The 13,121-nt window shown below is 44.1% G+C and carries 10 protein-coding genes and 1 pseudogene; 5 read left to right on the top strand and 6 right to left on the bottom strand.

Translation table 11 applies throughout. The features are described from left to right. The first annotated feature begins 3 nt into the window (after nucleotides 1-3). The 3 genes and pseudogenes from DN752_RS06175 (at nucleotide 4) to DN752_RS06165 (ending at nucleotide 3,260) form a co-directional block, all read left to right on the top strand. Complete coding sequence (locus DN752_RS06175; protein ID WP_112783137.1) at nucleotides 4-903, top strand: glycerophosphodiester phosphodiesterase family protein; 900 nt, start codon at nucleotides 4-6, stop codon at nucleotides 901-903. Between the two features lie 2 nt (nucleotides 904-905). Beyond that, nucleotides 906-1,908 (top strand): annotated as a pseudogene (locus tag DN752_RS06170) (threonine aldolase family protein). A gap of 89 nt (nucleotides 1,909-1,997) precedes the next feature. Next, nucleotides 1,998-3,260, top strand: coding sequence for a replication-associated recombination protein A (locus DN752_RS06165; RefSeq protein WP_112783136.1), 1,263 nt, complete (start codon nucleotides 1,998-2,000; stop codon nucleotides 3,258-3,260). 313 nt (nucleotides 3,261-3,573) lie between these two features. On the opposite strand, the gene DN752_RS06160 is transcribed toward DN752_RS06165, so the two are convergent. The 6 genes from DN752_RS06160 to DN752_RS06135 form a co-directional block, all read right to left on the bottom strand. Further along, the gene (locus DN752_RS06160; RefSeq protein WP_112783135.1) at nucleotides 3,574-6,003 is read right to left on the bottom strand and encodes an OmpA family protein; all 2,430 of its coding nucleotides are present in this window, start codon (nucleotides 6,001-6,003) and stop codon (nucleotides 3,574-3,576) included. 12 nt (nucleotides 6,004-6,015) lie between these two features. After that, nucleotides 6,016-7,185 (bottom strand): hypothetical protein, encoded by a 1,170-nt coding sequence (locus DN752_RS06155; protein ID WP_112783134.1) that lies wholly within the window; start codon nucleotides 7,183-7,185, stop codon nucleotides 6,016-6,018. 497 nt (nucleotides 7,186-7,682) lie between these two features. Further along, on the bottom strand, nucleotides 7,683-7,976 hold the full coding sequence (locus DN752_RS06150; protein ID WP_112783133.1) for a thiamine-binding protein: 294 nt from the start codon (nucleotides 7,974-7,976) through the stop codon (nucleotides 7,683-7,685). Nucleotides 7,977-8,424: 448 nt separating this feature from the next. Beyond that, nucleotides 8,425-8,985: an aminoacyl-tRNA hydrolase gene (gene pth, locus DN752_RS06145; protein ID WP_112783132.1), complete on the bottom strand. Its 561-nt coding sequence runs from the start codon at nucleotides 8,983-8,985 to the stop codon at nucleotides 8,425-8,427. 95 nt (nucleotides 8,986-9,080) lie between these two features. After that, nucleotides 9,081-9,671, bottom strand: a complete 591-nt coding sequence (locus DN752_RS06140) for a 50S ribosomal protein L25/general stress protein Ctc (protein ID WP_112783131.1) — start codon at nucleotides 9,669-9,671, stop codon at nucleotides 9,081-9,083. Between the two features lie 37 nt (nucleotides 9,672-9,708). Continuing rightward, nucleotides 9,709-10,638: a ribose-phosphate pyrophosphokinase gene (locus DN752_RS06135; protein ID WP_112783130.1), complete on the bottom strand. Its 930-nt coding sequence runs from the start codon at nucleotides 10,636-10,638 to the stop codon at nucleotides 9,709-9,711. Between the two features lie 297 nt (nucleotides 10,639-10,935). Here DN752_RS06135 and DN752_RS06130 point away from each other — a divergent pair, with 297 nt between their 5' ends. Continuing rightward, nucleotides 10,936-12,174, top strand: coding sequence for an OprO/OprP family phosphate-selective porin (locus DN752_RS06130; RefSeq protein ID WP_245949476.1), 1,239 nt, complete (start codon nucleotides 10,936-10,938; stop codon nucleotides 12,172-12,174). A 502-nt stretch (nucleotides 12,175-12,676) separates the two neighbouring features. Next, nucleotides 12,677-12,982: a hypothetical protein gene (locus DN752_RS24405; RefSeq protein ID WP_162633139.1), complete on the top strand. Its 306-nt coding sequence runs from the start codon at nucleotides 12,677-12,679 to the stop codon at nucleotides 12,980-12,982. The last annotated feature ends 139 nt before the right edge of the window (nucleotides 12,983-13,121 follow it).

Genomic DNA, 13,121 nt, shown 5'->3' with positions numbered 1-13,121 from the left:
ACCATGCAAAAAATAATATTGGCAGTAGCCTACCTCTTGCTCGTGACCTTTACCATTGGTTGCGGAGCACCTTCTTCTACAGCAGAAAGCCATTCCGAGGGTCATTATCTTTCTTTTGAAGACGTGTCGGCGACCAAGGCATTTTTTACCAAAGATACCAATTGGTCTCCCATGGTCAGTGCCCATCGTGGAGGAAGTTATCCCGGCTATCCTGAAAATGCCATTGAGACCTTTGAGTATGTATTGCAGCATACCCCTGCACTTATTGAATGTGATATTTCGATGACCAAGGACTCTGTGCTGGTCATGATGCATGACAATACGGTCGATAGAACGACTTCAGGTACGGGGAAGGTTGGGGAGTTGACCTATGATAAGCTCGCAACCTTCCATTTGGAAGATGCATCAGGAAAGGCCACGGAATTTAACGTGCCTACACTTAGGGAGGTCTTGGAGTGGGCAAAAGGGAAAGCCGTGCTCACCTTGGATATCAAGTCCAATGAGCCTTATAAAATGGTGCTTGAAGAAATTGAAGCGACTACTTCGGAAGCCCATGTCGTGCTGATTACGTACAGCTTGGCAGCAGCCAAAAAACTGTATAGCATGGATTCGGAGCTGATGCTGTCCGTGACCTTGAGAAATAAAGCAGAGTGGGACAGGTTTTTGGAAACAGGTATTCCGAAGGAGAACATTATTGCTTTTACAGGAGTATCCGAAAGGAGCCCTGATTTTAATGAACAACTCCACCAACAAGGAGTGTGCACCATCTTAGGTACTTTGGGCAATTTGGACCAAAGGGCCGCTGCAAGAGGAGACCATCTCTATACGGAATTTGTAAACAACGGAGCTGACATCCTGGCCACGGACAGGCCAATCGAAGCCGCTAAAATCATCAGGAAATAGCCATGATCATAGACCTTAGAAGCGATACAGTGACCAAGCCCACCAAAGGAATGTTGGAAGCAATGTGGGCAGCCGAAGTAGGGGATGATGTGCTAGGAGAAGATCCCACAGTACGGCTTTTAGAAAAAAGAATGTCGGATATGTTTGGAATGGAAGCTGCCATGTTTTGTCCATCAGGCACGATGTCCAATCAAATTGCGATAAAGCTGCACGCTGGACAGCATAAGGAAGTCATCTGTCACAAGGACTCGCATATTTACCTTTATGAAGGCGGTGGCATCATGGCCAATGCCATGGCCTCCGTGCGGCTGTTGGATGGAGAATACGGTAAGTTGTCATCAGAGGCGATTGAGAAAGCTGTCCAGCCGGACGATGTGCATGCGCCCATGACGACATTGGTTTCCCTAGAAAACACCATGAACAAGGGGGAGGCAGTGTATATACCCTTGAGGAAGTAAAAGCGATCCAGCAGGTTTGCCAAGCACATCAGCTAAAGCTGCACCTGGATGGTGCGCGAATTTTTAATGCGCTTGTGGCCACTGGGGAAAAAGCTGAAGATTGGGGAAATGTTTTTGATACGATATCTGTTTGCCTGAGCAAGGGGCTGGGCAGCCCTGTCGGGTCTGTGCTGATCGGTGATAAGGAAACGATTCATCATGCCAGAAGGATCCGGAAATCGATGGGGGAGGAATGAGGCAAGTTGGATTTATGGCTGCAGCGGGAATTTATGCCTTAGAGCATCACTTGGGCCGCTTGGTGGATGATCACCGACGTGCCAAAGCAGTGGCCAACCTCTTGAGTACTCAGCCCCATGTGGCGGAGGTGTTTCCAGTGCCGACGAATATTGTCATTGTCAGGCTAGAGGGGATCAGCCCAAAAGAGATGCTGGTCAGGCTTGATGGTATGGGCATAAAAGCGGTTTCGTTTGGTGAAGATATGGTGCGATTTGTGACGCACTTGGACTTTACCGATGATCATCTACAAATGATGAAAGCGAAGCTATAAGGCATGAAGTTGAATGCCGTTGACTGTCGACGGTTGACGATGGACATTAATAGAAACAACCAATAACTAAATAATCCAATAATCAATACATGAGTCAAGAGCCATTAGCAGAGCGGATGAGGCCGGTAAAGCTGGAAGAATTGATAGGCCAGGAGCATTTGAGCAAAGAAGGGACATTTTTGTACCGGGCCATCAGGTCAGGTACAGTGCCCTCGCTGATTCTCTGGGGACCTCCGGGTGTAGGGAAGACCACCATTGCCAATATCATTGCCAATGAGGTGAAGGCTCCTTTTTATACCCTTAGTGCCATCAGCTCAGGCGTGAAGGACATTCGTCAAGTGATCGAAAAAGCCCGCTTCCAGCAAGGAGTAGTTTTGTTCATCGACGAGATCCACCGTTTTAACAAAGGCCAGCAAGATGCACTTTTGGGGGCTGTGGAAAAAGGGCATATTCGCTTGATCGGGGCGACTACCGAAAACCCTTCCTTTGAGGTCAATGCCGCATTGCTTTCCCGATGTCAGGTATTTACACTAAACCATTTGGAAAAAGAAGGGCTGGAGGCCATGGTCCGTCAGGCCATGGAAAATGATGTGCTGATAAAAACTAAAAATATAGACTTGAAGGAGTCTGAGGCACTGTTGCGCTTGTCGGGAGGTGACGGCAGGAAATTACTGAACCTATTTGAGATAGTAGTAAATGCCATTCCAGATGACCCCATCGTCATTACCAATGAAAAAGTAACGGAGATAGCTCAGCAGAAGGTGGCGATGTATGACAAATCTGGCGAGCAGCACTATGATATTATTTCGGCTTTTATCAAGTCCATCAGAGGATCTGATCCCAATGCGGCGGTATACTGGTTGGCGCGGATGATTGAGGGAGGCGAAGATGTGAAGTTTATAGCCAGAAGGCTGGTGATACTGGCTTCGGAAGATATCGGGAATGCCAATCCAAATGCCCTTTTATTGGCGACGCAGTGTTTTGATGCGGTGAAGATCATCGGCTATCCCGAGGCGAGGATTATACTTTCACAGTGTGTGACTTACTTGGCCAGTTCGGCCAAAAGCAATGCCAGCTATATGGCCATCAATGAAGCTCAAGCCATTGTACGTCAAGAAGGAGATCTTCCGGTTCCCATTCACCTACGTAATGCGCCAACCAAGCTGATGAAAGACCTGAACTATGGCAAGGGGTATAAATACGCCCATGATTATCCGGGGAGTTTTGTGGAGGAGGAGTTTATGCCGGATAAGCTGAAGGGTAAAAAGCTCTATGAACCCGGTAAAAATGCAAGGGAAAATGACCTTCGTAAAAACCTTCAACGGTTGTGGGGCAAAAAGTATGGGTATTGATAAGGAGTTTGATGGCAGTCCGTCTCAATTAGCTAGATGTGAGTCTTGAGATATGAGAGCCAAGAAGAAAGAGAAAAGAAGCCTGTACATTGTATTGAGACAATCCTCCCCTTTTAGGGGAGGTTAGGTGGGGTTATTTTGGAGCAAAGAGAAACACAATAGGATTTTAGTAAATGACTAGCGGTTACAATAATTGACAATGAAAACTAATATTAATCCGGTCAACACTAATCAGGGAAGTACAGCCTTTTGGAGCAATCTAAAAAAAAAACCGGAGCCTCTATAATTAAGGCTCCGGTCAACCACTAACTGCTTATTCGAAAATAAGCGACACTTCTACTCTCCTATCAGATTGATTAGGTTCTTTTTTGATGGGGTTCCGTAAAATCTGCCCCCCTATATTGGTTTTTACCCTACTGGGGGGAATATCAAACTCCTTGACCAAAACATTTTTAACTGCCTCGGTACGTTCTTTGATCAGTTGGAGGTTATAACTGATATTGCCCGTATTATCGGCAAATCCTTCTAGGTTGATTTTGCTTTCTGGTTTTGTGTTAAGAAAGTCAACATAACTTTTCAGTTTTCTTTTTTCAGAGTCACTGACTGTTTTTTTGTTTAGTTCAAAGTATATCTCTGTCCTTGAGGAAAGCAGTTTGGTGGTATTCTTTCCTTTGATATAAACGGTGTCCACACGACTGCTTGCTTCTTGGGGAAGAGCGGTGATAGCGGGAGAGTTATTGACCGATTTTCCAAGAATAGTGGCTTCTGGACTGTCAGCGCCAATGAAGACACCAGCAGTGGTCAATCCTAGTATCGCTCCCGGTAAATAATATTTTTTATATTCCTCTTCTGTGATGTTTTCATACCACGGTGTTGAAGGGTCGGTCAATTCTGTAGAAGTGCTGACCATATCTTCTTCGTTTGTTTTTGCTTTTGTGTTCTTGTTTTTATTCCCCCCAAAGATAATGGGAATGGGGATCCAGCTACTTTTTTGCTTTTCCTCTTGGTAATCAGCAACAGGTACAGACGTTTGTATAGTGGTGGTGCCTTGTATCTCTTCTCCTGGCTGGATATATACATACTGGGGCTCAGAGGCGGTGGTAGTGACGACGTTTCCCTCTATTTCCTCCTCCTCTATTTCTTCCGGTTCTGCTATACGAGTGGAAGCCATAGGAATATAAGCTTCTTGGGCAGTTGGTGCAGAGGGGGGTGAATTGGTACTGTCAGACTGCACATACGGCGACATCATGGAGTAGGGGTTCCCTCCCTCGGTCATTAAGCCTCTTTGGTAAGCCAATGATGATAAGTGATCCTGGTAAGCTAGAGAATCACTGGCAGCGCCCATTCCAATGCTTTCTCTTTGTTGTTCCAGATCGTTGATTTTTTGCTGGATAGCGGTAGCTTGGTTTTCAAGACTTTCCTTTTTTGTCATATCTAAGTTTTGGAAGTACTCCAATTCCTTTAATGCCTTTAGCTTGTCTACCTCGGTCAAGGTGCTGTCGGATTGGATTTGGGCAGAATCCAACTTGAATTTTCTGAGGTTTTTATCAATAATTGCCTTTTTATTGCGTATGCTGTCTAGTGACAATTGTTGGTCCATCATCTCAAGATCTATGGACAATGTGGCTACTTGTCGCTTTAATTGGTTCCAGTAAGGAGGTATTCCTCCATTAAGGAAATAGTAATTATTGACCACTGAAGGCCCGTAATAGTCTTTGGCTTTTTTGCCCTCTATTGGGAGGGTGGGAGATTCCTCCTCGTCTACGATTTGTTTTGGTGTAGTTTTAGCAATGGCTACCGGTGGAGTTGTATTGTAAGATGAAGTCACTTGAGGTGCCCTGAAATGACTTTTGGCAGATCCAAAACTGAACTTTATGCCAGCACCGTGATAGATAAACCAGTCCTTGTTTTTGTGCTTGCTGCCTCGATAGGGAGTTTCTGTATTTACGGTATTTGTTCCCGGTTTGGCCGCATAGGCCTCGAATTCACTAGGATAATCCTGCTTATAGAGGCCACTGACATCGTCTAGGTAATCAGTGAAGGTGTGGTTAAAGGTGCTTTGTGCAAATAGCTCCAGTTTATTACCCAGTCTTATTCTGAACCCTATCCCGAGGGATGCATATAGCCCCTGGGTTTCGTATTTGCCTTTGGCTTCAGTTTCTACAGTAGAGAGAACAGTCTCGTAAGTTCCGTCCAGCATTACCGGGGAAGCACTGTAATTGTATGTGTTGCCATCAGCATCGAGAAGGTCTCCTTTTACATCGTACCACATCCATCCACCACCCAAGGTAAGGTAGGGCGCGATAAATGATTTTTCTGACAGGAATTTGCCATTGTCCGCTTTAAGGACCAAAGAAATCCCCACATCCTCCATGGAGTTACGGAAATTCAGGGCTCTATCAAAATGAGGCATGTCTTCCAGTAATTTTCCACTGGGTGTCATAAAACGGTCGCTCATACCAAAGTGATACTGGCCATAATGTACCTTGATTCCAGTGGTAGGAGTAAGTCTTCTTTCCAGAGATATCTGGCCCGAAAGATCTTCCGAGTAGTTCTTGTTATAGGTGAAGAGTTTCAGGGCATTGGAAAAGTCACCAATACCCTCTACAGGATAGGGGCTAAGGTCGCCGTAGTAGTTGGTAAAGCCACCGCTGACCCCTATACGCCAGTTATAGTTTACCTGCTGGGCATGAGCGAAATGGCCTGCCAAGAGGATAAACAGTACTAATATAATTCGTTTCATAGTGGCTTCAGATTATTTGTTGTTCAGTCCCAACCAGATGTTAAACTCTAAGCTAAAGCCTGCATAAGGCTGTAGGTTGAATTTATCAATGGTTTCTCCTGCGTTTTCGGTGGAGATGGCTACTAGTCCAGCGTTGAAGCGGAAAACTCGGAATATCTTGTATCCCAATCCAGCATAGATCGGTAAGTTCACGAGCGGTCCTGATAGCTTGGTTCCATTTTTGGATTCAAAGTTTTCAAGGAACACCCCTGCCGAAAATGAAGCGTTTCCAAGGAATTTAGTAAAGGCTTTATTTCCCAGCGGTACAGAAATGCCTGCGTACATGCCATTAAAATATTCGGTGCTGGCAAAGGAGCGTTTCATGGCAAAGCCACCATAGCCGAAATTTAAAGGGATGCTAGAAGGCTTTTTGATGGTAGGGTAAGATTGAAGCTTTCTGATGTCGACAAGTGCAAACATATTGTCGGCCAAGTATTGGTCGGCTTCGTTTTGCACAGTAGAGATAAGTTCATCAATGTATTGAAAAGCATATACTGCCCGCTCATTGTCTACATTTTCCTTTTTTCTCCCGAGAATGTTGAAACGGGCCTTTTTGAGCTTGATTTCATCGCGTTGCTCCAGTTTTTGTTTTATGATGTCGCTGAATCCGCTAAAATCCTGATGAATAAAATGACTGTAGTTTTGGATGCCATCTTCAACGATTTTGTTGAGCTGTGCCATGATGACTTTGTCGCTGTTGTATGAATGGATTTTCCCTTTCGAAATCTCCATGTTGGCTTTGAGATAAGCTTCAATATTATGGTTTATGGATGACTTGAGTGCTTCCATTTGCTTTTCGTCAGCCTTCTGGTAATAATAGAGTTCGATGGTGTACTTGTCACTGCTTCTCAAAGGGTCAGAGACCAGGATTTCGTATTGGTTGACCTCAAAACTAAAAGGTTGTTTCCAAGTGTATGTCTCTGCTTTGTCTAGGTTTTTGGAAGAAGGATATACCTTGCCTTCTATATAGGATATGCCATCGGGTATGATGCCTTTGATATAAAAGATTTCCTCCGAAGGGAGCGGGTTCCCTTCATTGATTTGATTACGCACCACATCGTAGTGGACTGACTTTATCTGTCCCACTGCAAATTGATATGTGCATACCAATCCCAGTAGAAATATAATAGTAAATTTCTTCATGATTTAGAAGCGATTAATGTCTTTTGATTAGAATAATGAAGTGAGGGCTGTTAAGCCTCCGTGATCCAACTACCTGGCCAGGTATAATTGTGCATGGAATGTTCTTCGTGTTCTATTTAGGTGATTTGTAAACAAGTATAGTGCCATGGAGCAACACTTGCATACGCAGATGTACGCAAAATTGATTGATTTAAATAATTGTTTGTAATAAATAGAAAAATCTACTTGTGATAAGTAGAATATACCATGAAAGAGTATGATTCCCCATTCAGAAAAAGTGAAGGGTAGAAGAAATGAGGGCCTTTGGGTACCAACCCTGTTAACCTGAGCCCGATAATAAAAACGATTACCAATCTGTCATACGAACGTAGTGACAATTGAGAGGGGTGATGTTTTCTTTGGATACAGGGTTGTTTTGCCAAATTTCCTCGCTGTTCGTGTTGTAAATACTGTACGAAGATGCTTTGTGAATGCAACTCAGGTTGTTGCTGTGTGGGTTATTGGCGATGCTTATCTGTCTTTTCGCCCATGGTGACATCGCCTGAGTTGCGTATTTGAAGCCGGTAATATACCAATACCTCATCAGCTCCTGCGTCTAATACCGCTTGCTGGGCGTTTTTAGCAATTTCCATAAGCTGCTCTTCTGGTCCTTCCATGACCGTTTCGAATGGAGTTACCTCGTATTTCACGCCTGAGTTACTAATGACTTCGATGGCCTTGTCCACCAAGCTATAGGTGTCTAGTGAGCTGCTTTTTGGCACGATTTGTAGGCCTAGGTTGATGCTTTTCATGGTTTGGGGAGAGTTAGAAGGTTTTAACCCGGATTATGCATTAGGAATCGTAGTGAGAGCTGAAATTGCAAGAAAATCAGTTAGTTTGGCGGCATTAGCGTAGCACCGCTACGGTTATGCCGAAAACTAAAGTGAAACGGCTGATTTTGAAGCAGTTTCAGGTCGCAACAGATAGGCTAATGCATATTCCGGTTTTAGGTTGTAATGTTAGAAAGTGTCCAGCACGTGGTTTTTTATCATGCCAGAACCTGTATCGCAAAATAAATAGGCAATGCATACCCCATCTAACTTCTGGAGGCTTTTTTTGTATGGTTAGAGGGAGATGTTGAGCTAGGCTTTTAGCCAGCCTGAAGGGAATGATTTTGGACACTTTCCCTATTGTACCTAATGTGGTTGTCAGATAAGTTAGCTTACTTAACGTTACTTTCTCAACGTCTTAGAACCCGGTTTAATCATTGAACTGGCTCATGGTCATGTTGATACCGATGGTGCAGAATCCTTTGATGATTTCTATCGATCTGTCCATAAATAGGGGGAGCTCGTTGATTTCCTGTTGGCTCCAGTTGCCCAGTACATAGTCTATTTGCTTTCCTTTTGGGAAATCATCTCCGATACCAAAACGTAGCCTGGGGTAATTTTGGCCACCTGTCATGGCTTCGATGTTTTTTAACCCATTATGGCCAGCAGAGGATCCTTTTGCCCTTAGTCGGAGTTTCCCGAAGGGGAGGGCTACGTCATCGACGATCACCAGTGTGTTTTCTTTGGGGACTTTCAGCTCTTTCATCCAGTAGTTTATCGCTTTGCCACTAAGGTTCATATAAGTGGTTGGTTTGATGAGGTGAAGGGTTCTTCCCTTGAATTTAACCTCTGAGGTAAAGGCAAGGCGGTTGCTTTTCCATTGGGCATTTTCTTGGTCTGCAAGCCTGTCCAATGTCAGAAATCCAATATTATGCCTAGTAAGTTCATATTCTGGGCCGATATTTCCCAGTCCGACGATGAGGTATTTCATGATATGTTTTGGCTATCAGTAAAGCTAAAATAAAAATCCTGCCAACACAAAGCGATGGCAGGATTGAATATCTATTCTTTAAAAGAAGAGTTGGCTTATACTTCTTCCTCTTCCTCTGTGGTTTTCTTACCTCTAAGTGCTCTTGGGATACCGATAGTGGCAATAGATACACTTGGGTTGGTCAGGATTTCATAACCTTCTGCTTTTACTTCGTGAACTTTTACAGATTTGCCAAGCTCAAGATTGTCAATAAAAACAGGGATGCTATCCGGTAGGTCTTTAGCAAGGCCTTTAACAGTAAGTGTTCTGGTTTTCATTTCCAGCTTACCACCTTTTAGGATACCAGGTGCAGAACCTTTGATGTCCACAGGGATGTCCATTTTGATAGGTTTCTTGTCACTATAGGCCAAGAAGTCTGCGTGAAGAAGTACATCACTAACTGGGTGAAATTGAGTTTCACGAAGGATGGTTTTTACTTTGAAGCCTTCGATGTTAAGCTCTACCATATGTACTTCTGGAGTGTAAAGCAATGGTCTGAACAGGATAGCAGGAGCGTAGAAATGGATTTGCTCTTTGATCCCAGGTCCGTAAACCACGCAAGGTACATTTCCTTCTTCACGGATTTCCGTCAAGCTAGCACTGTCGAGATTTGCTCTTTTAAACCCTATAACCTCTAACGATTTCATAGTTTTTGTATATTAAATATGTGATAAATAAGAAATGCTAAACAAATAGCGCACTGATCGAATCATTTCCGGTCACTGCATGGATGGCTTTGGCAAATAATTCTGCCACAGTCATGACTTTTATTTTTGAAGACTCTTTTTTGATCGGAATGGTATCGGTAATGACCAGTTCGGACAATTTGGAATTCTCAATATTTTCATAGGCTTTTCCAGACAAGACACCGTGTGTTGCGATCGCCCTGACAGAATTGGCTCCTTTGTCAAGAAGGATTTCGGCTGCCTTACACATCGTTCCTGCGGTGTCCACTAAGTCATCTACCAATACTACGTCTTTCCCTTCTACTTCCCCGATGACTTGCATGGAAGCGACCTCATTGGCACGTTTACGGTGCTTGTCGCAGACCACCATGTCTACCTCGAAATGCTTGGCGTAAGCCCTTGCCCTGCTCACTCCTCCCACATCAGGGGAAGCGAAGATCAGGTTGTCGCCCAAGTCCAAGCTTTTCAAATAGGGCACAAAAATAGCTGATCCATTCAAATGATCCAAAGGAATGTCGAAAAATCCTTGGATTTGTCCTGCATGAAGGTCACAGGTCATGATCCTGTCAGCACCTGCGGACATGATCATATTGGCAATTAGCTTGGCCGCGATGGATACACGTGGACGGTCTTTTCGGTCCTGACGCGCATATCCGTAATAAGGTACCACTGCGCAGACCTTATAGGCACTTGCTCGTTTAGCGGCATCTATCATTAGGCAAAGCTCCAATAGGTTGTCCGCATTGGGGTTGGTAGATTGGATCAAAAACACGTGACATCCCCTGACGGATTCATCAAAGCTGGGTGACATTTCCCCATCGCTAAACTTAGAAAGCGTCATCGCTCCCAATTCTTGTCCGTAATTTCCTGCAATGGAGTCTGCCAGTTTTTTTGTGTTGGTTCCGGCAAAGAGTTTAACCTCGGGCATGTTGTGTAGATTTTGTTAAGGAAATAGTTTTGGTTTTCACTGGACAAAGATAAAAAAAAAGGTGGAACTCAGCAGTAATAGCGCCATGAATAGATTTTTAAGAAAAAGGTTTTTTGAATAAAGATTAACCAATTGTTACCTTGCGTTGTGATTGTTAACAAAAAGTTAACTTTGACGTATGACCAGTTAGAAAGGAATGAGGTACTTTTGCGGCCAATTATTTTGTGATAGGCCTATCACAAATTAACATTTAATTGATCTGGAAATGCAAGGAGCCGGGTCGATTAAATGTTCCGAATGATTAAATTTAGAAAAAAAGAAAATCGCTTTATGGACATGGGCAAACTGTGTGTTGCTGTCTGTGTATGGCTAGGGTTTGCTGTACCCATTTCTGCACAGACGACGACATCAGATTCGGTTGGGGTGGATATCAAACATACATCCAAAGGATTCCAATTTACTACTCCAGATAATAAATTCCAGTTGCAGATAGCCGGAAGGTTACAGTTTAGGTATGCCTTTTCGTCTGATCAGGATCCGTTGACCTTTGACGATTACAGTGCCCCTAACCAACACGTGTTCAAGATCAACCGGGCACGTCTTAAGGTGGGAGGGCATGCCTATCAGCCTTGGTTAAAATATTATTTTGAATATGAACTGGGAGCAAGCAGGTTGTTGGACTTTCGTGTGATGGTGGAAAAATGGCCTTGGCTGAGCTTTAAGGTTGGGCAGTGGAAGATGGAATATACCAGGGAGCGATCCATCTCCAGTGGAAAGCAGCAGATGCTGGAGCGCTCTTTGATCAACAGGCCATTTACCATCGACCGTCAGCAGGGAGCTTCCATATATGGCAGGATAGACGAAGGTGGTCTGGTGGATTTCAACTATCACTTGGCAGCCTTGACCGGGATGGGGCGTGGAGCAAGAGAGAATGATGATAAAAAACTCATGTATGTAGGTAAAGTGTTTTGGAACTTCTTGGGAGATGGTCCTTCGATCTCAGGAACTGATCTCAGCTATCACGAAAAACCACAAGCGTCTATTGCCCTGGCAGGTGCGACCAATACCAGCCCATACACCCGTTTTTCATCTAGCGGAGGAGGGGAATTACTTGGGTATGAAGGTGGTGAGCCTGGACAGTACAATGTAGACCAATGGGTGTTGGAAACAGCCCTCAAATACAAGGCCTTCAGCTGGCAAAGTGAATACCATCGAAAGCGGATCAATGACAGGTTGAGTGAAGATACCGGTCACTTGGCAGGTTTCTATTTGCAGGGTGGTTATGTCGTCAATAACGGCGCAGTAGGAACAAGAAAACCGCTTTTGGAAGTGGCCGGACGCTATGCTTATTACCAGCCGGAGCTTAGTCTTCCCGATAATAGTGAAGAGGAATATACGTTAGCAGTGAATTGCTTTTTTAACGGTCACCTGAATAAACTTACTGCTGATGTGACCTTGTTTGATTTCGATGATATGTCCCTGAACCTAGAAGCCAATGACTGGCGCGTCAGGGTGCAGTACGATTTTTCTTTTTAACCCGGGTTCAATGCCGTTTAGTTAGTGTGTATCTGGAAAATATGGGTTCTATATTTTTTCCTTGGTCAGTTATTTTTTCTAGCTAAATTCCTAGGTGGTTTTCATCCCTTTACCTTTGTTACTTTTTTGCTTCAGGTCAAAAAAGTAACCAAAAAAACCCGCCGCTGTGCATCTATTGGCCTAAAATTAAAACCTTCCCTCATGCAGGCAAACTCCTCCTGTCTAAAGCCAAGCAGGCCTATCTAAAGCCAGGTACCTTCTTTAGCTGCCAACATTCTTTTTGGCTAATATTTCGTCAAACAAGCCTGCCTTTTTGCCCACCCGCTTTTTAATTTCTTAACGCCCAATACCTGCAAGGCGGATCCGATTAATAAGTTTCTTATGGATAAATTATCATCATTATTCCATGTAGTGGTATATTTTCTTAAGAAACCAAGTTGAGCGAGAACTATAAGCCCGCCTGAGCCAAAAAAGGTATCGCTTCCTTATGACGGCCCTTGGTATGCCTGTTTTCCAGCCGATGGTGGAGGCCGTTAAGAAAGGGAGTTGGCTCGCGTCGTGGAACAGCGAGCCCCACTCACTTTTAGGTCGTAGCCATCGGGTGGAAATTAAAATGGGTGACGGATCTCGGTCGCAGGGTAAATCCATGTTCCATTTTAAAAGGCAGACCACCGGCCTAGATTTTTTTCTTTCTTTTTTCATCAATAGCCTGCCCCGAAGGCTTTCGGGGGAAAAAAGGAAAAGGATAAAATCCACCAAGATGATCAGGTTTCCCCAGCCAAAGTCAATCAAAAAAAAGGACTTTTAGGTACATGAAAAGAAGGGAATACCCTTAACTAAACGGCATTGAACCCGGGTTTAAACTCCGATCTATGAAAATAGACTGTAGATTCCCAATAACCTAGTAACTCTATAACCCAACACACCAGTAACCCGATAACCAATAA

Origin of the sequence: Echinicola strongylocentroti, assembly GCF_003260975.1 — a bacterium.
In the GTDB taxonomy this organism is placed as follows: Bacteria; Bacteroidota; Bacteroidia; order Cytophagales; family Cyclobacteriaceae; genus Echinicola; species Echinicola strongylocentroti.
Note: the sequence above shows the minus strand (reverse complement) of the source record. Positions and strands in the feature narration are given on the sequence as shown.